The sequence below is a fragment of the Catellatospora vulcania genome (genome assembly GCF_009720385.1).
In the GTDB taxonomy this organism is placed as follows: Bacteria; Actinomycetota; Actinomycetes; order Mycobacteriales; family Micromonosporaceae; genus Catellatospora; species Catellatospora vulcania.
This window is the reverse complement of sequence record NZ_ML769309.1, coordinates 1-22,206: the sequence shown is the minus strand read 5'-3', so window position 1 is coordinate 22,206 and position 22,206 is coordinate 1. Positions and strand designations below refer to the sequence as shown.

Below are 22,206 nucleotides of genomic sequence, written 5' to 3'. Positions count from 1 at the left end.
AGGATGCCCCGGCCGGCCTAACAGCGGCATGACAGCGCCGGTTCGGCCGGTGTTACGGCGTGCTCCGTAGAACCGGAACCATGCTTACCCCTGACGAAAGCACGACTCCCGGCCTGCGGGCCCTGGTGCGGGCCGAGTGGTCCGGTTTCCGGTCCGGCCGCGGCCGGATGGCCGCCCTCCTCGTGGCGGTGCTGGCCGTCATCGCCCTGGCCACCCTGCCCGCGCTGAGCATCCGCAGCTCGTGCAGCAACGGCCCGGTGGAGGTGCCCTGCCCGACCGATCCGCTGGGCCCCGACGGCTCGCCCGTGTCGGACCTGTTCGCCTTCGCGCACCGGCCGCTGACCGGCGACGGCACCATCACGGTACGGCTGACCTCGATGACCGGGACCATCACCTACCCGCCGCCGGACCACGACGAGATCGTCCCCGGCGTGGTGCCGTGGGCGAAGACCGGGATCATCATCAAGGACGGCCTCGGGCAGGGCTCCTCCTACGCGGCGCTCATGATGACCGGCAAACACGGCGTACGGATGCAGCACGACTACACCCACGACACGGCCGGCCGCCCCGGCGGGGTGTCCCCGCAGTCGCCGCGCTGGCTGCGGCTGACCCGCTCCGGCGACACGATCACCGGCTACGAGTCGGCCGACGGGGCGGAGTGGTCGCAGGTCGGCGCCGCCCGGCTCGGCGGGCTGCCCGCCACCGTGCAGATCGGCCTGTTCGCCACCTCGCCCGGCGACCTGACCCTGGTGCCCGTCGGCCTCGGCGGCAGCATCGGCCAGGTGCGCTTCACCCAGGCCGTCGGGTCCTTCGACAACGTCACCGTGGACGGCGGCGTATCACCCGGCGCGTGGAGCGCCGACACCGTCGGCGAACTCGGCCACACCGACTGGGAGAAGTTCCACCGCGCACCCGGGCTGGTCACCGACGGCGGCACGCTGACGGTCACCGGCTCCGGCGATATCGGGCCGGTCGGCACCGAGGGCGGCCGCACCGCCAAGGACACCCTGATCGGCCTGTTCGTGGCGGTGCTCATCCTGATCGTGACGGGAGCCCGGTATGCGGCGGCCCGCCCGTCCGGCGAACCTGCGCCCGGCGGACGGCGGCTGGCGGCCAGGGCGCTGGTGCTCGGCGCGGCCGTCTTCGCGAGCGCGCTCGTCGCCGTGGGGGTGGCGGTGCCGCTCGGCACGATGATGCTGCGCGACGGCGGCACCACTGTCATCTCGGCCGGCCCGCCGGCCGAACTGCGCGTCATCGTCGGCACGGCTGTGCTGCTCGCGCTCGTGGCCGTGCTCGCCTTGGCGCTCGGCGCGCTGCTGCGGCGGGCCTGGCTCGCGGTCACCGTGCTGACGGCCGGGCTCCTGGTGCCGTACCTGCTGGTGGTGGTGCCGTTGCTGCCCGACGCCGTCGCGGACTGGCTGCTGCGGATCACCCCGGCCGCCGGGTTCGCCGTGTTGCAGACGCTGGCGGAATACCCGCAGGTCACCATGCATTACGCGCCGTACGCCGGGTATTTCCCGCTGCCGTGGTGGGCCGGGCTGGCGGTGACCGGCGCGTTCACCGCGCTGGCGCTGGGGCTCGCGCTGCGCCGTGGCCGTGGTCGAGCGGCGGAGTCGGCGGTGGACTGGCGGTGAGCCCCGGCCGGCGCGGGACGTGCTCCCGCGCCGGCCGGCCCGGTCAGCCCTGGTCCGCGGGGACGTCCCTGAGGAAGAGGATGCCGTCGGCGTCGGCCAGGTGCGCCGGGTTCAGCGGGAAGTAGCCGTGCTCGACCGTGTTGTCGGTGCGCGCCACCGGTGCGGCGTCGCGCAGGGCGGCTGCCAGGCGGCCGCCCGCGAACAGGTGGCGGTCCTCCGGCAGGGCCGACAGCAGGCCCTCGACCGTGTCGGCCGCCGGTGTGCCCAGCCCGCGGTGGTGAATGGCGCCCAGGGCGGTGGCCACGAAGGCGTACCGGTCGCCCAGCTCGGCCTCGGCGATGGCGGCGCCACTCCACCACGTCAGGGCGTGCTCGCCGAGCTGCCAGTGGCCCGCCTCGCGCTGCAGGTGCCCGTTGTGCGCGAACGCCAGCGTCGGGCCCCGATCCGACTCCCGCGCCACGATCGCCAGCAGGTTCTCGGCCATCATCGCGTCGCGCATGATCATGAGCCGGGCGACCCGCGACGGGCCGCCGGCGGCCATACCGGCGTGGTAGCGCATCAGCCCCGCGGCGGTGCGCCCGTGCAACCACGCCAGCCACCGGTCGTCGGCGGACGTGGCGGCACGCAGACTCGGTGTCTGTGCCAGCAGCAGGCCGAGCAGGTCGTCGGCGAGCAGCCGCAGGCGCACCGCCTCCGGTGACGCACCGACCGACCGGGACGGGTCCATGGCCGCCGCCGGGTCGGTCCACCGTTCGTCGTCGCCGACCAGGTCGTCGATCAGGGCCGCGTCGTCGGGCAGCAGCCCCGGATCGACGCAGCTCGCGAGATGGTCGCGCACCACGGTCAGGGCCCGGCGCGGGCTGGCGGCGTACATCGTCTCCGTCGGGGCGTCGAACCCGAAGAAGCGCAGCCGCTCGCCGTCCGGGCGGCCCTGGTTGTACTCCCGCATCCAGGAGACCAGCTCCCGGTTGGCCGCGGACGCCCCCCAGCCGTGGCTGATGCCGTGCGCCATCACGTCGTCGAGCGAGCCCGGCCCGCCCGCGACGTACGCGTCGACGGCCAGCCCGGCCAGGCAGTCGCTCTCCAACGCGACCGACCGGTAGCCCTCGTGCTCCACCAGGTGGCGCAACAGCTGATTGCGTACCCGCAGAAAGAGCTCCTCGCCGTGGGTGGGCTCGCCGAGGCCGAGCAGCCGCGGCCGGGCGGGCAGCGTGGCGAGCAGGCGCGACATCGCGGGCCCCGGCCCGGTGTCTTCGGTGAAGGCCCAACCGGCGTCGGACAGGGCGGAACGGGTGGTCATCAGGCCTGATCCCTTCGATGGTTTGTCCCTTCTACCCTATCTTTGAACCGACGGTGTAAACTTTGCGCGCGTAGACGCGCATCTCGGTGCGCAAAACCTTCAAACGTCGGGCACCCCATGACCGAAGCACGGCTGCGGCCCGTCGACCTCGCCCGCGGGCAGGGGCTGTCCACCCAGGCGGTCCGCAACTACGAGCAGGCGGGCATCCTGCCGCCCGCGGCACGCACCCCGTCCGGATACCGCGTCTACACCGGACTGCACGCTCAGGCCCTGCGCACGTTCGCGGCCCTGGTGCCGGGGCACGGCCACCAGACCGCGACAGCGATCATGCGCGCGGTCAACGACGACGCCGTCGAGGACGCGCTCGCCCTGGTCGACGAGAGCCACCTGCAACTGCGCGCGGACCGGCGCACCCTCACCGCCGTCGAGCAGGCGCTGCGGGACCTGGCCGGCACCGGTCCCGCCGGGTCCCGGTCCACCGGCGTGTTCGTCGGCCCGCTCGCCCGGCAGCTCGGCGTCAAGCCCGCGACGCTGCGCAAGTGGGAGCGGGCCGGGCTGGTCCGCCCGCCGCGCGACCCGGCGACCGGCTACCGCGTCTACACCCCCGCCGACGTACGCGACGCCCGGCTGGCGCACCAGCTCCGGCGCGGGGGATACCTGCTGGAGCAGATCGCCGCCGTGCTGGCGCAGGTACGCGCGGCCGGTGGCGTGGCCCCGCTCGAGGCGACCCTGCAGGACTGGCGGGACCGGCTCGCCGGACGCGGCCGCGCGATGCTGGCCGGCGCCGGCGAACTCGACACCTACCTGCGCGAACGCGCCGGCTCGGCGGGCCAGGCCGGTCGCCGACCGCAGCCCGAGCTCAGGCGGGCATGAGGATCAGCCAGCCGAAGCCCAGCACGTCCCGGTAGCCGCCGAGATACTCCTCGCGCCGCCGGTCGGCGAAGGCACGGGCCTGCGGCGTGCCGACGTGCTCGATCCCGGCCCGCCAGTCGGACTCGAAGTCGTCCCACTCGGCGACGGTCGACGCGGCGACGTGCAGCGGCCGGAACCCGGCGGCCACCGCCGCACGGGCGAGCCCGGCGAGATCGGGCAGGTCCCCGAACGCCTCGCGGACCTCAGCCGTGGGCTCGACCCGGTAGAAACCCTCCCCGAACAGCAGCCGTCCACCGGGAGCGGTGAGCGTGTGCAGCGCGGCGAGCGCCTGCTCGGTCCCGCCCCAGATGTGGCTGCCGCCGACGTTGACGACGACGTCGGCGGGCTGCGTCCAGGCGGTCGCGTCGGCGGTGTGGATGGTGACCTGGTCGAGGCCCAGGTCCGCGGCCCGGGAGCGGGCACGGTCGGCGACCGCGGCATCGCGCTCCACCCCGTCGCCCGCGATGCCGTGCGCCTGGCACAGGCGCAGGAGCAGCTCACCGCCGCCGCAGCCCAGGTCCAGTGCCCGCCGGCCGGAACCCGCCGGGGCCAGCCGCCGGACGAGGTCGACCACCCGGTCCTCGCCCAGCGGCGCGTTGTGGACGAGGTTGGCGGCGGCCGCGGCGAACAACGGCTTGAGATCTTGATCAGTCACAGGCCCACCGTATCGGTGCGCCGTCGGCCCGGATCGCGATGAGCGACGCACGGCATCGCGACATGGAAACCCGCCTGTTGACGGCGGATCACTTCGGGTCTACGGTCAGCACTCGGGAAGCGCTTTCCAATGTTGGAAACACCGGTCCACCAGTGCCTGATCAGCACTGTCGCCATCGGACCGCGCACGTCCCGTGCCGTCGCCCAACGGCATGGTCCCCCGACCCGGAGGCACCCGTGGCAACTCGCCCGCTCCCCCGTTCCCGACCACGAACGTGGTCTCTCATCGCGGGGCTCGTCCTCGCCCTCACCACCGGCGCGGTCGCGCTCAGCCAGAACGCCTTCGCCGCCACCGTCTTCAGCGACAACTTCGAGGACGGCGCGGCCGACGGCTGGTCCAAGTCCGGCGGGACCTGGACGGTCGTCACCGACGGCACCAAGGCCGTGCAGCAGAGCAACACCAGCACCGACAACGCCCGCCAGTTCGCCGGTTCCACCAGCTGGACCGCCTACACGGTCACCGCCCGGGTCAAGCCGCTGAGCTTCGGCAGCAACGGCCACGTCTCCCTGCTGGCCCGTTCGACCGGCGCGACCGTCTACTACCGGCTGTCCCTGCGGCCGGGCAACTCCGTGCAGCTGCAGGCGGTCAACGGCAGCTCGGTCACCGTGCTGGGCAGCGTCACCCGCACCGTGGCCACCGGCACCTGGTACACCCTCGGCATCGAGGCCAACGGCAGCACCATCCGCGGCCTCGTCGACGGCACCGTGATCGCGTCGGCCACCAGCACCGCGATCGCCGGCGGGCGCATCGGGCTGCAGACCTCGTACAGCAGCGGGTCCTTCGACGACATCGCGGTCACCACCGGCGGCACGCCGGCCCCGACGACCCCGGCCCCGTCGGCGACGGCCAGCCCGCGGCCGTCGGCTTCACCGTCGGCTCCGGCCTCGCCGACGGCGTCGCCGACCGTGAGCCCCCCGCCGACCGGTTGGCCCACGCCGAGCGGGAGCGCCCCGGTCAGCAACGGCACCATTCCGGTCAGCGGTGTCTTCGACGGCGGCATGAAGCGCTACTGCTGCATCGGCGACGGCGGCCAGGGCGAGAGCCAGGACCCCGTGTTCGAGCTCGCGGCCGGCGCGACCATCAAGAACGTGATCCTGGGCGCGCCCGCCGGTGACGGCATCCACTGCCTGGGCAACTGCACCATCGAGAACGTCTGGTGGGAGGACGTGGGCGAGGACGCGGCGACGTTCCTCGGCGGCACGAACTACTACGTGATCGGCGGCGGCGCCCGCGCGGCGTCGGACAAGATCTTCCAGCACAACGGACCCGGCACGCTGCACATCAGCGGGTTCTACGCGGAGAACTTCGGCAAGCTCTACCGGGCCTGCGGCAACTGCAGCTCGTCGTACCAGCGGCACGTGGTCATCGACAACGTGCGGGTCAAGAGCGGCGACGTCATCGCCGGCATCAACATCAACTGGGGTGACACCGCCCGGTTCACCCGGATCACCGTCATCGGTGACTCCAGCCACAGCACCGTCATCTGCGACAAGTTCAACGGGGTCCCGAAGGGCAGCGAACCCACCCACGTCGGCAGCGGCGCGGACGGCGTGAACTGCTTCTACAGCGCGAGCGACATCAGCTGGCAGTGACCTGGGAGCCGCTGCCGGGACCACCCGTCCCGGCAGCGGCGAACGCCTGTCCATGAACCGGCACGGGGCCCTGACCGGCGAACCGGCCCGCCACCACGACCAGGGCAGGTGGCCCCACCAGCGCGACCGTGGCCAGGAACGCGAGGAGGAACCGGGCGCGTATCTCGGTGACGGCCTGCTCGCCGTAGAGCACGGGTCGATGCGCCCGATGTACACCACCTGCAGTGTCAGCCACGGGATCAGCAGGATGAGTAGTTGCGCGGCAACCAGAATGGACACGTCGAGCGACAGGTTGCCCGTCATCGCATCGATGGCACTGACTTTCCTGCGGTGCCGCGTCAGTGATTCACATAGGCCGCGGGCAGCGGTTCGACGACCGCGCTCTCGCCCGGCATGCCGCTCTCCCTGATCAGGAACCGCGCCGCGCCGGCGGGCCGCTCCCGGAAGTGCCGGAACACCATCGGCACGCCGCGGGCGACGGACAGGTCCGCGCTGTCCATGACCTGCAGGTGCACGTGCGGCTGGGTCGAGTTGCCGGAGTTGCCGCAGGCCGCGATCTGCTGCCCGGCGGTCACCCGCGCCCCGGCGGCGACCCGCAGCGACCCGGACCGCAGGTGTACGAGAGCCGCGAACGCCCCGCTCCCCCGCAGCTCGATGACCACGTGGTTGCCCGCGATCGCCGCCGCGCCCTGCCGGAGCCGCCCCGCCTGGCCGAGCAGGTACGGCACCAGCGCCAGCTGCGACCGTCGCGCCTCGTGATCGGATTCGCCGTCGTGGACCGCCACGACGACCCCGTCGGCGGGGGCCAGGATCGGGCGGTCGTAGCCGAAGAACCGCTCCGGCGGCTCGGTCGCCAGCAGCGTCCGCCAGTCACGATGTCCGGCGGGGCGGCCGCGCTCGTCCACCCCGACGAAGTCGATGGCGTACCGCTCGCCCATCAGGTCCGTGCCATGGCTCGGCACCCGCCGGGCGGGACTGTTCCTGGCCAGCCACAACCCCGTGAACGGCAGCGACAGCACGACCTCCCGCATCGGCGACCTGTGCGCCGGCAGCCCTTCCCCCATGGACGCAGCGTAGGCGGACAGCGCCATTTCGGCTGTCGTCAGCGACGCACGATGGCGAGCCGGACCAGGCAACCGGCGACGAGCAGCAGGCAGAGCCACGCGAACCAGTCGCCGAACCGGGTGTACGGCGTGCCACCGGAACCGGACCGCACCGACACCGTCGCGCTGGTGACGCCCGTTCCGGTGACCGTGTCGGCGGCGAGGCGGCCGCGGGAGTCCGCGGCGACCAGGCGGCCGCGTCCGGCCGGGCGGATGACGCTGATGCCGTTCTCGACGCCGCGCACCACCGCGATCCGGCTGTGCAGCCGACCGTCGCGCTCGAAGTCGAGGGCAGGGGCCAGCAGCACCGTCGTCCCGTGGCTGCCGTATGCCCGGCCGAGTTCGGGATGGTCGAGGTCCTTGCAGATCGCCAGGCCCGTGTGCGAGCCGGGCAGCCACGCGAGCCGGTCCCCCGCGGTCATGTGGTCCTCCCACCCGGTGACCAGGTGCTGCTTGTCGTACCGCACCTCGCTGCCGGCCGCGTACGCCAGCGCGATGTTGTGCACGCCGGACTGGTCCTTGAGGGTGAGCCCGACGACGATCGTGATCCGGTTGGCCGCGGCCACGCCGCCGATCCGCCGGCCCAGGTCGGCGAGTTCCGGTTCGGTCACCTTGAACACCTTCTCCGGCAGCACCAGCACCGACGCCCCGCCGGCCGCGGCCCGGGGCGCCTGGTCCAGATAGGTCTGGAGCACCTGGCGGGCCTCGGCCGACGCGATCGGCAGCGCGTCCTCGGACTGCCGCACGTCCGCGAGCGCGGCCGTCGTGTCCGGTCCGGTCGGCGTCTGCGCCAGGCGCGCGAGCCCGTATCCGGCGGTGCCGACGATGAGCACTGCGGCCACCGCCAGCAGGCGACGCCATGCCGGGCGGTCGGCCAGCGCGGCGGCGACCAGCGCGGGCAGGGCCGTCAGCAGGAAGCCGACGCCCCAGACGCCCGTCACCGAGACCACCTGGATCACCGGCAGCACCTCGACCTGGGTGTAGCCGATGGCGGAGAACGAGCCTCCGGGGGAGAACAGCGACACGACGTATTCCGCACCGGCCCACGCGGCGGGGGCGGCGAGCGCCGCCAGGACCGGCCTGCCCTGCCGCAGCAGCAGGCGGAACAGCCCGACGACCGCGGCGAAGGAGAGCGCCTGCAGGACGAGGAAGCCGCCCACCACCCCGGCGGGAACCTCCAGGGTCCCCACGTAGTAGGTCCACATGTTCAGGCTGCCGGCCGTCCACGCCAGGAACGCGGCCGCGAGCGCGGTCCGCCCCGACACCCGGGCCGCGACGGCGAACACCGGCAGCGGGGCCAGCCAGGTCAGCCACGGTATCGGGGAGAGCCCGGTGCCGAACCACACGAGCGCCGCCGACACCGCGACGGCGGCGGCGACCAGCAGACCTCTTCGGCGTACGGCCTTCGCCGGGGCGCTGTCAGCCTGTTCCGGCACGATCTCAAGCGCGGTTGCCATCGAGCACCTTTCCGACGAGTTGATGTACCAGTGAACGGAAGTCCTGCTCCGGCAGGTCGATCCGGCTGCCCCGGAACAGCTGGACCAGGCCGTGGATCAGAGCGGCGACGGTCAGCGCCAGCGGCCACACGTCCTGGTCCCGCAGCACGCCCTGGCCGATGCCCGTGGTCAGGGCTGCGGCGACGAGGTTCATGGACGGCGACCCGCCGGCACGGAAGTCCTCCGGCCAGCGGCGTGCGCCCTCGCGCGGGTCGGTGAACACGAAGTCGTACAGGTGCGGCTGGCCGAGTGCGAAGTCGAGATGGTCGTCGAGCAGTTCGGCCACCCGCGCGTCGAACCCGGCCGCCGGGGGCCGGGCGGCCCAGCGCGCGGCGATCTCGGCGAAGCTGGCGTCGGCGATGGTCGACAGGAGTGCCTCGCGGTTGGCGAAGTGCCGGTAGATGGTCATCGGGGTGACTCCGGCCGCCGTCGCCACCCGCCGCATGCTCACGGCGGCAGCGCCTTCGGCGAGCAGGATCTCCCGGGCGATCCCCACCAGACGTTCTGCAGTCGCGCTCATGTCTACACCGTAGACCTAAGTCTACGGTGTAGACAAGACCCCGTCCGGACGCCGGTCCGCGCGGGCGGAAGGCGCTGCTACGGTGCCACCCGTGCAGAGTGAGCAAGTTCGGCGGATCGCGTCCGACAACGTGAACAAGCTGGTGGCACGAGGCGACCGCGCGTGCGCCGCGATCGTCGAGGACACCGTGGAATGCCTGGAAGGCGAGGCCGACCCCGCCGCGTTGCAGGCCCTGGCGTGGGAGCTCGTCGGACCGGCCTTCGCCGCGCACCTCGACGCACAGCAGACCTGGCCCGCGCGCACCGACAGCGACCGGCTCACCGACGCGTTCCGGGCGCTCGACGCCGCTGGGATCGTGGCGCGGGAAGACTTCGCCTGCTGCCAGAACTGCGGCGTCGCCGAGATCGGCGACGAGGTGCTCGACGCCATGCCGGCCCGCGGCTACGTGTTCTACCACCAGCAGGACGCCGAACGCTGCGCCGAGGGCGGCGGGCTGTACCTGGCGTACGGCCCGCTCGGGCAGCCGCCGACCGCGGAGATCGGCGAGGAGGTCGCCGCCGCGCTGCGCGCCGAAGGCCTCCAGGTCGACTGGAGCGGGTCGGCCGGTCAGCGCATCCACGTGCGGGTCGGCTGGGCGCGCCGCCGCCACGGCCGGATGGCCGCGTACGCCCCGTACGACCCGGCCGAGCCCGAGGTCGCGGTGCAGGTGACGAAGGGGCGGCTGAATCTCCCGCCGACGATGACCGCCACGGCGCTCGCCCTGCTCGAACTGCCCTGGCTGCCCGCCGACGTGACGGTGCGCGTCGAGCAGAACGGGCGGTCGGTGGAACTGCGCCGGGAGCGATCCCGGCTGGTCAGCGACGACGGCCGCAGCGTGGGCCGTTTCGACGGGCTGCGGCTGCTGCGCGGCGGCGACGACCCGCAGACGCCCGACGAGCCGGGACAGCTCGAAGTGACCTTCGAGAGCATGCCGAGCGGCCCGAGGGCGTTCCCTGCCGTGCCTATGGTGCTGCCCGAGGTCCTGGACACGCTGCGCCGCCTGCCGACGCGGACGAATTCCTGGCTGTGCGCGGTCAGCGCGTCGGAGTCCGTCGTGCAGATGCGGCGCGAGCAGGGCGGTCTCTGGCTGGAGACCCCGCACCCCGAGGACGCCACGTCGACCGGCAAATACGCCACCCTCGACGAGGCCGTGCAGGTGCTGACCATCCTCGCCGCCGAGAACCGCTCCGCCGTACCCGACCTGCCCGGCGTGACCCGCCAACCCTGGTAGCCGGAAGGCTGCAGTTTCGGGGAAACTGCAGCCGCCGACCCGGCGATTCCCGCAGTTTCCCCGAAACTGCCGCGCGGAGGACGCGACCGCCTGCCCCCGTGGCGGCGGACGCGTCGGGGTGCGCGGGTCAGCCTGTGGTGGCGGGGGACGGGGTGATGGACCAGCCGTCGGCGAAGGTGGCGCCGCGGACCGGGCGGGCGGAGATGACGCAGCGCGTCTCGTCGGGCCAGAACCAGCCGGCCGAGCGGGCGAGCGCCTGCCAGGTGTCGAGTTCGGCGTCCAATGCGGAGCCGTAGGCCGCCAGACCGAGTCGCCGCCATACCTCGTAGTAGGCGATCCAGTGCGCCTCCTGCTGGCCGTACCAGCAGACCGGCCCCGGTGTGCCCAGCAGCCGCTTGCCGGGCAGGTAGAACCCGTCGGCGAGCGAGGTGAAGAGGGCGTCGCGCACGTGGCGGCGCACGATGTCGACGAACGGGATGCCGTACGCCAGCGCTGCTTCCACGGTCTGGTTCGGCCAGGGCCGGCCCTTTTCGCGCTTGGGCGGCTTGGGGTCGGACAGCGGCGGGATGATCCTGTCGTCCATGGCTCCGCGCATCCTGGCCAGCGACGCGGCCAGGTCACTGGCCAGCGGCGGGCGGCGGCCGGGCGGAGGTTGGGTCACCCAGGTGTGCAGGTCCTGCAACGTCGGCAGGTGCTGGACCAGCGGTTGGGCTTCCCGCGGAGAACGGACCCACACGAACTCGGGTCGGGGACGGCCGAGCCTCCGGTAGAGATCCGTGACGGCCTGCTCGGCGGCTGCGTGGCCGGTCGATCCGCAGGCGGTGCCGAAGCCCAGCCATTCATCGCGGACAGCGGCGGCGCGGTTCCAGTCGGCGGCACGTTCGTGCCGCGGGGCGGTCATGCCGCGAGGGCGTGCGCGCCCTTTCGTACGAAGGAGATCATGGCGCTGATGATCGCACCGGAGCCGCGGTGCCGCAACGGGATATGAGCGGCGGGCCGCCAGGCATGGTGACGGCCCGCCGCTCCGCTCGTTACGGCAGGATCCACTTCTGGTTGGCGGCGTTCGCGACGCACGTCCACAGGTGGACGATGGTGCTGTCGGCGGAGTTGTTGCCCGACACGTCCAGGCACTTGCCTGACTGCGGGTTGCGCAGCGTCTGGTCCGAGGACTGGTAAGTCCAGTTCTGGGCGCCGGAGCCGTTGCAGGTCCACAGCTGGATCTTGGTCCCGTCGGCGCTGCCGCCGCCGGAGATGTCCAGGCACTTGCCCAGCGCCCGCAGCGTCTGGCCGTTGCGGGTCCAGGTCTGGGCCGTGGAGCTGTTGCAGGTGTAGATCTGGATCTGCGTGCCGTCGGCGGTGCCGCTGCTGCGCACGTCCAGGCACTTGCCCGCCAGGCCCTTGATCGGCCCGACGCCCGGCGTGGCCGTCTTCACGAAGGTGAAGTCGTCGACGTCGAACAGGCCGGTGCCGGTCCCGGTGAAGGTCAGGTACACGTTCTGGTTGCCCGCGGGCACCCCGGTCAGCGTGGTCTGCACGTTGGCGTACGTGCTCCAGCTGCCCGTGTTGGGCACCGCGACCGTGCCGAGGATCGGCCCGGTGGTGGACCCGGTGCGCACCTGGATGCCGCCACCGGCCCCGCCGGACACGACGCGCGCCCGGAAGGTGGTCGCGCCGCCGACGTTGACGCCGTTGTACGCCGCCCAGTCGCCCGGCTCGATGTAGCCCAGCGTCTGGCCGTTGTTCGCGCCCGCCTTGGTGAACGCCTGCACGCCGCTCTGGCTGCTGAACGACTCGGCCTGCACGGTCACGTCGCCGACCGGCGGCGTGCCCAGTTCCTTGATCCGGATGTTGCGGAACGCGGCGGTGTCGCCCGCCCCGTGGTTCTGGATGCCGATGTGCCCGGCCAGGCTGCGCACCGGGTTGGTGTTGGTGAAGTCGTTGATCAGCACGCCGTTGAGGTAGATGCGCAGCCGCTCGCCCTCGACCAGCAGCTCGTAGGTGTTCCACTCGCCTGCCGCGTTGAGCGCCGCGTCGCGGGCGGCGATGTTGGCCGACTGGAACGTGTACACCGAGCCGGTGGTGCGGTCGGCGCTGTCGGTGGCGTCGATCTGGATCTCGTAGCCGTTGTTGACCGCCGACCACGGGTCGGTCGACGGCGGGAAGCCGATGAACACGCCCGAGTTGGAGTCGCCGGTGAGCTTCCAGTCCAGCTTGAGCGAGTACGAGGTGTACTGCTTGGCGCTGTACCAGTACAGGCCCATGCCGCCGACCGTGGTCAGCGTGGCGTCGGCGTTGGTTAGGCTGCCGGGACCGGCCTGCGACCAGCCCGTGGTCGAGCCGTTGAAGATCGGCGAGTAGCCGGTCTCGGGGCGGCAGTCGGCCTTGCTGCGCCCGGACGCGTACCGGATGCCGCCGAGCAGGTGGTTGCGGAAGTTGGCCTCGCTGTAGGAGGCCTGGGTGTGGCCGCCGCCGGTGTAGAAGGACCGGCCGCCGTCGTACGCCTTGCACCAGGCGTGCGGGTGGTCGGCGCCCATGCCGCCGCCGCTGTACGACGACTCGTCCAGGGTGGCCAGCACCTTCGCGGTGGACCGGGCGTTGGTCTGGTAGTTGTACCACTCGTCGGTGCGGGTCCAGGTCTGCGGCAGGTGCCCGGTCGCGGCGTGACCGCGGTCCTCGACCTTGACATTGGCCTGCTGGATCGCCGGGTGCGAGGCGAACCACGCGCCGACCAGGTTGCCGTACCAGGGCCAGGAGTACTCGGTGTCGGAGGCGGCGTGCACGCCGACGTAGCCCTTGCCGGAGCGGATGTAGTTCTCGAACGCCGTCTGCTGGGTGGCGTCGAGCACGTCACCGGTGGTGTTGAGGAACACCACGGCCTCGTACTGGGCCAGGTTGGCGGCGTTGAACTGGGCCGCGTCCTCGGTGGCGGTGACGGTGAAGTTGTTGGCCGCGCCCAGGTCACGGATGGCCTGGGTGCCCACGGCGATGGAGTCGTGCCGGAAGCCGGCGGTCTTGGAGAAGACCAGCACGTCGTACGGGGCGTCGGCGGCCGCCGCCGGGCAGGCGGTCATGGCCACCACGGTCAGCGCGGCGGCTGCCGCACCGAGCACGGGTCGGAGGATTCGCACGGTGGTGCTCCTTTCACGGACGGAAACGGTCCGGGCGGGCGGGGCTGCCCGCCCGGACCTGGTCGATCAGGGCAGGGTCCACTTCTGGTTCGCGGCGTTCGCGGTGCACGTCCACAGGTGGACGATGGTGCTGTCGGCGGAGTTGTTGCCCGACACGTCCAGGCACTTGGCCGTCTGCGGGTTGCGCAGCGTCTGGTCGGACGCCTGGTAGGTCCAGTTCTGCGCGCCCGAGCCGTTGCAGGTGTAGAGCTGGATCTTGGTGCCGTCGGCGCTCGCGCCACCGGCGATGTCCAGGCACTTGCCGAATGCCCGCAGGGTCTGGCCGTTACGCGTCCAGGTCTGCGAACCGGTGCCGTTGCAGGTGTAGATCTGGATCTGCGTGCCGTCGGCCGTGGCCCCGCTGCGCACATCCAGGCACTTGCCCGCCAGGCCCTTGATCGGGCCGACGCCCGCGGCCGTGGTGAACGTGAACGAGTCCAGGTCGAACAGCGCCCCGGCGCCGCCGCTGAAGGTCAGGAACAGCGGCGTGGTGCTGTTCGGCGCACCGGTGATGGTGCCGCTGACCGTCGCGAACGTCTCCCAGCCGCCGGTCACCGGGACGGTGGCCGAGCCGAGCACGGCGCCGGTGGCCGACCCGGACCGGATCTGCAGCGTGCCGCCGACGCCGCCGGAAGACACCCGGGCAGTGAAGTTGGTGGCGTTGCTCAGCCGGTACGGCGTGAACGAGATCCAGTCCCCGTTGTTGATGTCACCGACGGTCTTGCCGCCCTCGGCGGTGGCCTTGGTGAACGTGTTGATGCCCGACGAGGTGCCGAAGTGCTCGGCCTGCCGGTGCCGGGGCTGCAGCGTGTGCTGCGTGTGCGTGGTCAGGCCCTGGTTGTCGGTGTACTCCGCGTCGAAGATCGCGAAGATGTTGGCGGCGTCGTCGTGCTCGCCGTCGACCGGGATGGTGATGGTGCCCGAGCAGCCGTTCTTCGAGGTGATCTGGTGTCCGTGCTGGTCGTGGCCGAGCACGTAGGTCAGCTTCACCCGCGCGCAGTCGATCGTGCCGTCGCCCGGGTCGGTCACCGTCAGCGAGTAGCTGACCGTGTCGCCGAAGGCGAACAGCTGGCCGTTGCCGGGGCTGTTGATGGTCACCGCGGGCGGGGTGTTGCCGACCGTGATGACGACCGAGTCGCCGCCGGTGGCGCCCTGCGGGTCGCGCACCGTCAGCGTCGCGGTGTACGTGCCGTTGGTCGTGTACGTCTTGCTCGGGTTGGCCGCCGTCGAGGTCGTGCCGTCGCCGAACGCCCACGAGTAGGTCAGCGCGCCGCCCTCCGGATCGGACGACCCGGCCGACGAGAACTGCACCACCAGCGGGGCAGCCCCCGCCGTCGGGGTGGCGCCGGCGTTGGCGATCGGGGCGCGGTTGCCGGTGCCGATGTACTCGAAGCGGTACAGCGCCGAGTTGGCGTCGCCGTTGAAGTAGCCGGTGCCGTAGTCGAGCACGTACAGCGCGCCGTCGGGCCCGAACGCCGAGTCCATGACCTGCTTGCCGGTCCACGGGAACGCGTCGATCGTGCCGCGGGAGCCGTCGGCGTTGACGTGGATCGGCTTGATCCAGCCGCGGCCGAACTCGGTGGCGAAGAACTGCCCGTCCATGTCCTGCGGGAACTTCACGGTCGAGGTCGACGAGGCGTTGTACCGGTAGACCGGGCCGCCCATCGGGGACTCGGAGCCGCCGCCGAACTCGGTCGGCGTGCCGCTGTCACCGCCGTACTTGATCCAGGCCGCGCGGGCCGGGGGCAGCGTGGACAGGCCCGTGTTGCGGAACGAGTTGTTCGTCGGGCCGCCGGTGCAGTTGAACTTCGGCCCGGTGGACGCGGTCGCGAAGTTCCACTCGTTGTAGGTCTCGGTGCTGGTGTTCGCACCGGTGCAGTACGGCCAGCCGTAGTTGCCGGCCGAGGTGATCCGGTTGAACTCGACCTGGCCGCTGGGGCCCCGGTTGGCGTTGGTGGTGCCCGCGTCCGGACCGTAGTCGCCGACGTACACGACGCCGGTAGCCTTGTCGACACTCATCCGGAACGGGTTGCGGAAGCCCATCGCGTAGATCTCGGACCGGGTCTGCGCCGTGCCGGGCGCGAACAGGTTGCCCGACGGGATCGAGTACGACCCGTTGGCGTTCACCTTGATCCGCAGGATCTTGCCGCGCAGGTCGTTGGTGTTGCCCGCCGAGCGCTGCGCGTCGTAGGCCGGGTTGCGGTCGGTGCGCTCGTCCAGCGGCGCGTACCCGTCGGAGGAGAACGGGTTCGAGTCGTCGCCGGTGGACAGGTAGAGGTTGCCCGCGGCGTCGAAGTCGATGTCACCGCCGACGTGGCAGCACAGGCCCCGGTCGGCGGGCACGTCCAGCACGTTGACCTGGCTGCCCATGTTCACCGTGAAGTCGGCGTTGAGGGTGAACCGGGCCAGCCGGTTGACGCCCTGCCACTGGGTCCAGCTGGTGCCGGTCGCGGGTGCGTCGCCGGTCGGGGTCGACAGCGGCGGCGCGAAGTAGAGGTAGATGTAGCGGTTCGTGGCGAAGCCCGGGTCGACGCCGACGCCCTGCAGGCCCTCCTCGTCGTGCTGGTACACGGGGATGGTGCCGATCACGGACGTGGTTCCGGCGGCGTTGGTGCGGCGCAGCGTGCCGTTGCGGGCGGTGTGCAGCACGGACAGGTCCGGCAGCACGGCCAGCGACATCGGCTCGCCCATCTCGGCGACACCGCGGGCCATCTCGACCTGCTGGAACTTGGTCGGGTCGATGGTGTGCGCGGCCGCGGGGGCGGCGGTGGTGACCACGGCCGTCAGGGCCGGCCCGGTCATCAGCAGCGCGGCAGCGGCCGCGCGCCATAGAGTCATGTGCCTACGTGGATGCATTCTGGACATTGCCGTCCAACCCTTCCTGACTGGGGGTATGCCAGGCAGGGCGCGTGCCGTCGTGCCTGGTGCCGGGGTGGGTTTGGGGGGTAACCGCGCCGCCGGTTACATCGACGAAACATTGTGGAGCTGTGACGGACACACTAAGGACTTTTCATCGAGGTGTCCATACTTTCCGATGCGACAACAGAAAGTTTTGTCGCCACGATCGAAAGTGGAGTTACGCCGCTGGTCAGGGCACCGGTTTCGGGGCCAGGCACCGGCGGGTATCAGTCGGCATGAACCGCAATCTGATCCGGGCGCTGCTGTACGCCTGGGAGCGGCCGGAGTTCCGGGCCGGCCTGCAGCACCTGATCGACCTCGACCAGGTGACCGCACTGCTGGCGGCACTGTCCACCGAGGACCGCGACCACGAGCAGGAACGCCGCGCCATGGAGCTGCTGCGCTCCGCGCTGGACTCCCCCGAGATCCGCCGGGCGGTGCTGCTGCTCGTCGAGTCGGACGACATCCGCCTCCAGCTCGCCGCGGCCGTCGCCGAGGGCCTGCCCGAGCGCCCCGCCCTGGCCGTCGCGATCGCCTCGGCCCTCAACGACCCCCGCGTACGCACCCAGCTCCGCGACGCCCTGGAGACCCCGCAGGTACGCGAGCTCGTCCTGCGCGCGGCCGAGGACGGCGCCGAGAACCGCCGCTGGTCACTGGCCCGCCAGGTCCTGGTGCTGCTCGCCCGCCACCGCACCGCCCGCCGCCTGACCTGGTCCCTCCACCGCCACGGCCTCCTCCGCGCCCTCCGCGAATGAAAGGAAGGGCACCTTCACATCGCTATGCGATGTGAAGGTGCCCTTCCTGACGCAGCCCGGCGTTGTCTCGGCTACAGCTCGATGGAGAAGGTCGCGACGACGCCGTTGTGGTCGGAGTTCGTGCCGGTCACGATGTCGTAGCCGGTCATCCACATGAGCTGGTAGTCCGGCAGCCGCTTCCAGAAGTAGATGTAGTCGATGTGCCGGTTGCCGTGCGTGCCGGTGCCCTTCTCCCCGTACAGGTTGAAGTTGGAGCGCAGGTTCGGCAGCTCATTGGCCTCGAACACCTTCCACGGGAACTTGGCGTACCCGTACGCCCGGTCGGCGCTGAAGTCGACGTTAAGGTCGCCGCTGACGATGACCTGGCCCTCGTCCTTCTTCTGGGTGGCGAGGTTCTTGAGCGCCTGGAACTGCTTCTCCGCACAGTCGGTGCGGGGCAGGTCCTCCGGCCGTCCGTTGTCGTCGATCCCGGCCACGGCGTGCGCGTTGATGTGGATCACGCTGCGCCCGCTCGCCTTGTGCCGGTACTTGACCCAGTTGTTGTACCGCGCGGGCGGAACCTCCCCCGCACCGTTGGTGTCGCAGATGAAGATCGAACCCTTGTCCAGCACGTCGAACATGCTCTTCTTCGCGATCAGCGCCTCGCCTGCCTGGTTGACGCTGCCCGGCGAGTACAGCCACCAGCCGTTGTCGGCGGCCCAGCCCTGCAGGAAGTCCTTGCGGTTGCCGACCTCGTTGAGGCCGATCAGGTCGGCCTTGCCCGCGATCAGGTTGAGGTCCTGCGTGAACTGGGCCTGCGTGAGTCCGTTGTAGATGTTGAGCGTGCCCGCCTTGAAGCCCACGTTCGCCGCTGCCGCCGGAACCGCCGGCAGCAGGCCCGCCACCAATGCGACCGCACCGGCGAGCACGCCCGCGCCACGAACCAGCCACGCTCCTGTGTACCGCATGGGAATCCCTCCACCAGGCCACCGCGTCGTCACGTCATACATCGACGTTTGACGCTACATTACGGCGGGGACCAGAGATTTCCTCCAGGTTCGCTACAGGAACGGAATACACCCGGAACCGGGCACCCTCGCGGGGCGCCCGGTTCCGTGCGCTCAGGCCGCGCTGCCGACCGGCTGGTCGAACTGGGTGCGGTACAGCTCGGCGTAACGCCCGTCGCGGGCCAGCAGGTCGGGGTGCGTGCCGCGCTCGACGACCCGCCCGGCCTCGATCACCAGGATCTGGTCGGCCTGGCGGACCGTCGACAGCCGGTGCGCGATGACCACCGAGGTGCGCCCGGCCAGCGCCTCACCCAGCGCCTCCTGCACCGCCGCCTCCGACGTCGAGTCCAGGTGCGCCGTCGCCTCGTCCAGCACGACGACCTTCGGCCGGGCCAGCAGCACCCGGGCGATGGTCAGCCGCTGCCGCTCCCCGCCGGACAGCCGGTAGCCGCGCTCGCCGACGACCGTGTCCAGCCCGTCGGGCAGCTCGGAGACCAGGTCGGCGAGCCGGGCCCGGCGCAGCGCGTCCCACAGCTCCTCCTCGGTCGCCTCCGGGCGGGCCAGCAGCAGGTTGGCGCGCACCGACTCGTGGAACAGGTGGCCGTCCTGGGTGACCATGCCCAGCGTCTGCCGGATCGTCTTGGCGTCCAGGTCGCGCACGTCGACCCCGGCCAGCCGGACCGTGCCGCTGTCGGTGTCGTACAGCCGGGGCAGCAGCTGCGCGATGGTCGACTTGCCCGCCCCGGACGAGCCGACCAGCGCCACGAGCTGGCCCGGCTCCGCGGTGAACGACACGTCGTGCAGCACCTGTGCGCCGCCGCGGGTGTCGAGCACGGCGACCTCCTCCAGCGAGGCCAGCGACACCTTGTCCGCCGACGGGTAGCCGAAGCCCACACCGTCGAACTGCACCGACACCGGGCCGTCCGGGATGCGTTGCGGCTGCTCGGGCTCGGCGATCAGCGGCTTGAGGTCCAGGATCTCGAACACCCGCTCGAAGCTGACCAGGGCGCTCATCACCTCGACCCGGGCGCTGGCCAGCGAGGTCAGCGGGGCGTATAGGCGGGCCAGCAGCAGCGCCAGCGCCACCACCGAGCCCTCGTCCAGCGTGCCGCGCAGCGCGAACACCCCGCCCAGGCCGTAGACGAGCGCGAGCGCGAGCGACGAGACCAGCATCAGGGCGGTGAAGAAGACCCACTGCACCATCGCGGTACGCACACCGATGTCGCGTACCCGCCGGGCCCGCGCCGCGAACTCGGCCGACTCGCGTTCGGGCTGCCCGAACAGCTTGATCAACGTCGCGCCGGGCGCGGAGAAGCGCTCGGTCATGTTCGTGCTCATGGTGGCGTTGTGCTCGGCGGCCTCACGCTCCAGACGGGCCAGCTTGTTGCCCATGCGCCGGGCGGGCAGCACGAACACCGGCAGCAGCACCAGCGCCAGCAGCGTGATCTGCCAGGACAGCTGGATCATGACGACCAGCGTCAGCACCAGCATGACCAGGTTCGACACCACCCCGGACAGGGTGTCGCTGAACGCCCGCTGCGCGCCGATCACGTCGTTGTTCAATCGGCTCACCAGCGCGCCGGTGCGGGTGCGGGTGAAGAAGGCGACCGGCATCCGCTGCACGTGGTCGAAGACCGCGGTGCGCAGGTCGAGGATCAGCCCCTCCCCGATGGTCGCCGACAGCCAGCGGGTGGCCAGGCCCAGTCCGGCCTCGGCCAGCGCCAGCCCGGCGATGATCACTGCGAGCCACACCACGGTGGACTCCGGGCCGCCGTTCGTGATCGTGTCGATAACCCGGCCGGCCAGCACGGGCGTGGCGACCGCGAGCACCGCGCCGACCACGCTCAGCGCGAGGAAGGCCAGCAGTTGCCGCCGGTGCGGCCGGGCGAACCCGAGGATGCGCCGCAGCGTCACGCGCGAGAACGGACGGCGCTCGTCCTGGGCGTTCATGGCGTGGTAGAGAGAATTCCACGCCGCCATTTCCATGCTCATCGAGCTGTGCCTTCCCGTACGGACCGGTGCGGGCGGGGTGCGCCGCCGTCGTCACCGTAGAACCTCAAGCGAGGTTGACGTCAACCCGACGTCTACCGGACGGGTCCGACAATCAGGCTGCGCGGCGCTGCTCGACGGTCACCTTCCGGGTGACGGCGACCCGCACGGGGAACGGGTACACCGGCGCGAGCGGGCCGTCCCCGTCGTCGCCGCGGCGGATCGACCAGGTTCCGCCGGGGCGGGCGGCACGGTCGGACGGTCCGTCGCCGCGCAGGCGCGGATGGTTGAGCGCCAGCAGCAGGCCGTACCCGAGCAGCACCAGGCCGTGGGACATGACCCGGCCCGCCTCGACCCGGTCGGCCAGCGCGTCGTTGGCGGTGAGCAGGCTGAGCACGATCACGAACGCGGTCATCACCGGCAGCAGCGCCGCCGGCCGGGTACGCCGCCAGGCCAGCCAGGCCAGGGCCGCGCCGATCGCCACGTTCCAGGCAGCCGACTCGTGCCACAGGTGCCCCGACGACACCGACCCGACCGCGCTGTGCGCGTGCCGCTCCGCCGCGGCGAGGCTGCTGATCTGCGCCACGCCCAGCAGGAACTGGCCCACCCCGACGGCCAGCAGCGCCCGCCGCAGCCAGGCGGCGACGTCGAAGCGGGCCCGCCGGGCGGGTGGCGCGGGCGCGGCGGCCAGCACGGCGGCCAGCGCCTGCGCACTGAGCCCCGGCACCGGCAGCGCCGCGGCGGTACGCGCCAGCCGGGTCACCGACTCCGCCCGCTGCCACCAGTCTGCGCAATCGGCGCAGCCTGCCACGTGCGCGTCGACCGCGTCGCGCTCGCCCGGCTCATCAGCCCCGTCCAGGCGGGCCGACAGCAGTTCACGCGCCTCGTTGCACCCCATGCCCACTCCCATGAGACACATTGTCGCGCGTACTCCCGGATTGGTTCCCGGACCTTGCTGTGACCTGCGGCGCTGTCGCACACCGGGGGGATCGCATCGACGGGCGGCGAACGATACGCTACCGGGCATGTCCTACGGCGGTGACGACGAGCGCATCACGGCGCTGGCCCTGACGGCCCGTGGCGGCGACCGCGCCGCCGTCGAGGCGTTCGTGGCGGCGACCCAGCGCGACGTGATCCGCTTCGTGGCGCACCTGGCCGGCCCCGCCGACGCCGACGACCTCGCGCAGGACACCTACCTGCGGGCGATGCGCGCCCTGCCCGGGTTCGAGGGCCGCTCCTCGGCCCGCACCTGGCTGCTGGCCATCGCCCGGCACACCGTCGTCGACCACCTGCGCGTGCTGGCCCGCCGCCCGCGTTCGGCGGACCTGGCCGACTGGGCCGCCGTGGCCGACTCCGTCTCGGCCGGCACCGCCGGTCGCTTCGACGAGCAGATCCTGCTGAACCGTCTGATCGCCGGGCTGGACCCCGACCGGCGCGAGGCGTTCGTCGCCACGCAGGTGCTGGGCCTGTCGTATGTCGAGGCCGCCGAGGTGATCGGCTGCCCGGTCGGCACCATCCGGTCCCGGGTCGCCCGAGCCCGCGACGACCTCGCCGCCGCCCTCGGTGATACCGCGAACGCCACCCCCCGCCGCCACCTGCGCGCCGTCTGACCCCGCCACCTCCCCCGCCGCAGCCGCCTTCCCGGCTGGTCGGTCGGTCGGCCGGTCGGCCGGTCGGCCGGCTACGGGCCATGATCGCTGTTTCGTGTCATGATCTGCGGTCGGACCGCAGATCATGACACGAACGACGATCTTCCCGGCGGCCGTCCGCGCCGGGCCCGCTCCCGGGCTACCAGGTCAGGCGGGCGAAGCCGTCTGCGCCGGGGCGGCCGGTGACGCCTGCCGCGGAGTTTCCGCCCGCGAGGCCGCC

General features: G+C 71.9%; 18 protein-coding genes. 6 read left to right on the top strand and 12 right to left on the bottom strand.

Annotation, left to right across the window (positions count from 1 at the left end):
• Window positions 1–80: 80 nt before the first annotated feature.
• Window positions 81–1,634 (top strand): DUF1349 domain-containing protein, encoded by a 1,554-nt coding sequence (locus F6W97_RS17030; protein WP_155371339.1) that lies wholly within the window; start codon window positions 81–83, stop codon window positions 1,632–1,634.
• Between the two features lie 43 nt (window positions 1,635–1,677).
• Here F6W97_RS17030 and F6W97_RS17025 read toward each other — a convergent pair whose 3' ends face one another.
• Window positions 1,678–2,934, bottom strand: a complete 1,257-nt coding sequence (locus tag F6W97_RS17025; RefSeq protein ID WP_155371338.1) for an erythromycin esterase family protein — start codon at window positions 2,932–2,934, stop codon at window positions 1,678–1,680.
• Window positions 2,935–3,051: 117 nt separating this feature from the next.
• Between F6W97_RS17025 and F6W97_RS17020 the strand changes: the two genes are divergently transcribed.
• Window positions 3,052–3,807 carry a TioE family transcriptional regulator gene (locus tag F6W97_RS17020; RefSeq protein WP_155371337.1) on the top strand — a complete coding sequence of 252 codons (756 nt, stop codon included), beginning with the start codon at window positions 3,052–3,054 and terminating at the stop codon, window positions 3,805–3,807.
• On the opposite strand, the gene F6W97_RS17015 is transcribed toward F6W97_RS17020, so the two are convergent.
• Window positions 3,794–4,501: a methyltransferase domain-containing protein gene (locus F6W97_RS17015; protein ID WP_196279190.1), complete on the bottom strand. Its 708-nt coding sequence runs from the start codon at window positions 4,499–4,501 to the stop codon at window positions 3,794–3,796. The two genes, F6W97_RS17020 and F6W97_RS17015, sit on opposite strands and share 14 nt — an antisense overlap.
• Before the next feature lie 236 nt (window positions 4,502–4,737).
• Between F6W97_RS17015 and F6W97_RS17010 the strand changes: the two genes are divergently transcribed.
• On the top strand, window positions 4,738–6,153 hold the full coding sequence (locus F6W97_RS17010) for a pectate lyase (RefSeq protein WP_230686745.1): 1,416 nt from the start codon (window positions 4,738–4,740) through the stop codon (window positions 6,151–6,153).
• Here F6W97_RS17010 and F6W97_RS17005 read toward each other — a convergent pair.
• From F6W97_RS17005 to F6W97_RS16990, 4 genes are all read right to left on the bottom strand, one after another.
• Window positions 6,140–6,388: a hypothetical protein gene (locus F6W97_RS17005; protein WP_155371335.1), complete on the bottom strand. Its 249-nt coding sequence runs from the start codon at window positions 6,386–6,388 to the stop codon at window positions 6,140–6,142. The genes F6W97_RS17010 and F6W97_RS17005 overlap by 14 nt on opposite strands.
• Window positions 6,389–6,491: 103 nt before the next feature.
• Complete coding sequence (locus F6W97_RS41405; protein ID WP_330164976.1) at window positions 6,492–7,217, bottom strand: M23 family metallopeptidase; 726 nt, start codon at window positions 7,215–7,217, stop codon at window positions 6,492–6,494.
• Window positions 7,218–7,255: 38 nt separating this feature from the next.
• Window positions 7,256–8,713, bottom strand: a complete 1,458-nt coding sequence (locus tag F6W97_RS16995; protein ID WP_155371333.1) for a nitrilase-related carbon-nitrogen hydrolase — start codon at window positions 8,711–8,713, stop codon at window positions 7,256–7,258.
• On the bottom strand, window positions 8,697–9,272 hold the full coding sequence (locus tag F6W97_RS16990) for a TetR/AcrR family transcriptional regulator (RefSeq protein ID WP_155371332.1): 576 nt from the start codon (window positions 9,270–9,272) through the stop codon (window positions 8,697–8,699). The genes F6W97_RS16995 and F6W97_RS16990 overlap by 17 nt, the downstream gene beginning before the upstream one ends.
• Window positions 9,273–9,363: 91 nt before the next feature.
• Here F6W97_RS16990 and F6W97_RS16985 point away from each other — a divergent pair, with 91 nt between their 5' ends.
• Entirely contained in the window at window positions 9,364–10,542 is a 1,179-nt protein-coding gene (locus F6W97_RS16985) for a DUF6891 domain-containing protein (RefSeq protein ID WP_155371331.1), read from the top strand.
• A 127-nt stretch (window positions 10,543–10,669) separates the two neighbouring features.
• On the opposite strand, the gene F6W97_RS16980 is transcribed toward F6W97_RS16985, so the two are convergent.
• The 3 genes from F6W97_RS16980 to F6W97_RS16970 form a co-directional block, all read right to left on the bottom strand.
• Complete coding sequence (locus F6W97_RS16980; protein ID WP_155371330.1) at window positions 10,670–11,443, bottom strand: hypothetical protein; 774 nt, start codon at window positions 11,441–11,443, stop codon at window positions 10,670–10,672.
• Between the two features lie 130 nt (window positions 11,444–11,573).
• Window positions 11,574–13,613 (bottom strand): ThuA domain-containing protein, encoded by a 2,040-nt coding sequence (locus F6W97_RS16975; protein ID WP_196279197.1) that lies wholly within the window; start codon window positions 13,611–13,613, stop codon window positions 11,574–11,576.
• A gap of 123 nt (window positions 13,614–13,736) precedes the next feature.
• Window positions 13,737–16,547 carry a PQQ-dependent sugar dehydrogenase gene (locus tag F6W97_RS16970; protein WP_230686744.1) on the bottom strand — a complete coding sequence of 937 codons (2,811 nt, stop codon included), beginning with the start codon at window positions 16,545–16,547 and terminating at the stop codon, window positions 13,737–13,739.
• A gap of 296 nt (window positions 16,548–16,843) precedes the next feature.
• Here F6W97_RS16970 and F6W97_RS16965 point away from each other — a divergent pair, with 296 nt between their 5' ends.
• Window positions 16,844–17,362, top strand: coding sequence for a hypothetical protein (locus F6W97_RS16965; protein WP_155371327.1), 519 nt, complete (start codon window positions 16,844–16,846; stop codon window positions 17,360–17,362).
• 71 nt (window positions 17,363–17,433) lie between these two features.
• Here the strand turns inward: F6W97_RS16965 and F6W97_RS16960 are convergent, their stop codons facing one another.
• The 3 genes from F6W97_RS16960 to F6W97_RS16950 form a co-directional block, all read right to left on the bottom strand.
• Window positions 17,434–18,309 (bottom strand): endonuclease/exonuclease/phosphatase family protein, encoded by an 876-nt coding sequence (locus tag F6W97_RS16960; protein ID WP_155371326.1) that lies wholly within the window; start codon window positions 18,307–18,309, stop codon window positions 17,434–17,436.
• Between the two features lie 153 nt (window positions 18,310–18,462).
• On the bottom strand, window positions 18,463–20,340 hold the full coding sequence (locus tag F6W97_RS16955; protein WP_155371325.1) for an ABC transporter ATP-binding protein: 1,878 nt from the start codon (window positions 20,338–20,340) through the stop codon (window positions 18,463–18,465).
• A 112-nt stretch (window positions 20,341–20,452) separates the two neighbouring features.
• On the bottom strand, window positions 20,453–21,247 hold the full coding sequence (locus F6W97_RS16950) for a zf-HC2 domain-containing protein (protein ID WP_196279189.1): 795 nt from the start codon (window positions 21,245–21,247) through the stop codon (window positions 20,453–20,455).
• Between the two features lie 115 nt (window positions 21,248–21,362).
• Between F6W97_RS16950 and F6W97_RS16945 the strand changes: the two genes are divergently transcribed.
• Window positions 21,363–21,947 carry a sigma-70 family RNA polymerase sigma factor gene (locus F6W97_RS16945; protein WP_155371323.1) on the top strand — a complete coding sequence of 195 codons (585 nt, stop codon included), beginning with the start codon at window positions 21,363–21,365 and terminating at the stop codon, window positions 21,945–21,947.
• Window positions 21,948–22,206 lie beyond the last annotated feature (259 nt).

What these genes read in the sequence shown, in the direction of transcription:
- F6W97_RS17030 (WP_155371339.1), top strand. Translation starts at nt 81, where the DNA reads ATGCTTACCCCTGACGAAAGCACGACTCCCGGCCTGCGGGCCCTGGTG.
- F6W97_RS17025 (WP_155371338.1), bottom strand. Translation starts at nt 2,934, where the DNA reads ATGACCACCCGTTCCGCCCTGTCCGACGCCGGTTGGGCCTTCACCGAA.
- F6W97_RS17020 (WP_155371337.1), top strand. Translation starts at nt 3,052, where the DNA reads ATGACCGAAGCACGGCTGCGGCCCGTCGACCTCGCCCGCGGGCAGGGG.
- F6W97_RS41405 (WP_330164976.1), bottom strand. Translation starts at nt 7,217, where the DNA reads ATGGGGGAAGGGCTGCCGGCGCACAGGTCGCCGATGCGGGAGGTCGTG.
- F6W97_RS16995 (WP_155371333.1), bottom strand. Translation starts at nt 8,713, where the DNA reads ATGGCAACCGCGCTTGAGATCGTGCCGGAACAGGCTGACAGCGCCCCG.
- F6W97_RS16990 (WP_155371332.1), bottom strand. Translation starts at nt 9,272, where the DNA reads ATGAGCGCGACTGCAGAACGTCTGGTGGGGATCGCCCGGGAGATCCTG.
- F6W97_RS16980 (WP_155371330.1), bottom strand. Translation starts at nt 11,443, where the DNA reads ATGACCGCCCCGCGGCACGAACGTGCCGCCGACTGGAACCGCGCCGCC.
- F6W97_RS16975 (WP_196279197.1), bottom strand. Translation starts at nt 13,613, where the DNA reads ATGACCGCCTGCCCGGCGGCGGCCGCCGACGCCCCGTACGACGTGCTG.
- F6W97_RS16970 (WP_230686744.1), bottom strand. Translation starts at nt 16,547, where the DNA reads ATGACTCTATGGCGCGCGGCCGCTGCCGCGCTGCTGATGACCGGGCCG.
- F6W97_RS16965 (WP_155371327.1), top strand. Translation starts at nt 16,844, where the DNA reads ATGAACCGCAATCTGATCCGGGCGCTGCTGTACGCCTGGGAGCGGCCG.
- F6W97_RS16960 (WP_155371326.1), bottom strand. Translation starts at nt 18,309, where the DNA reads ATGCGGTACACAGGAGCGTGGCTGGTTCGTGGCGCGGGCGTGCTCGCC.
- F6W97_RS16955 (WP_155371325.1), bottom strand. Translation starts at nt 20,340, where the DNA reads ATGAGCATGGAAATGGCGGCGTGGAATTCTCTCTACCACGCCATGAAC.
- F6W97_RS16950 (WP_196279189.1), bottom strand. Translation starts at nt 21,247, where the DNA reads ATGGGAGTGGGCATGGGGTGCAACGAGGCGCGTGAACTGCTGTCGGCC.
- F6W97_RS16945 (WP_155371323.1), top strand. Translation starts at nt 21,363, where the DNA reads ATGTCCTACGGCGGTGACGACGAGCGCATCACGGCGCTGGCCCTGACG.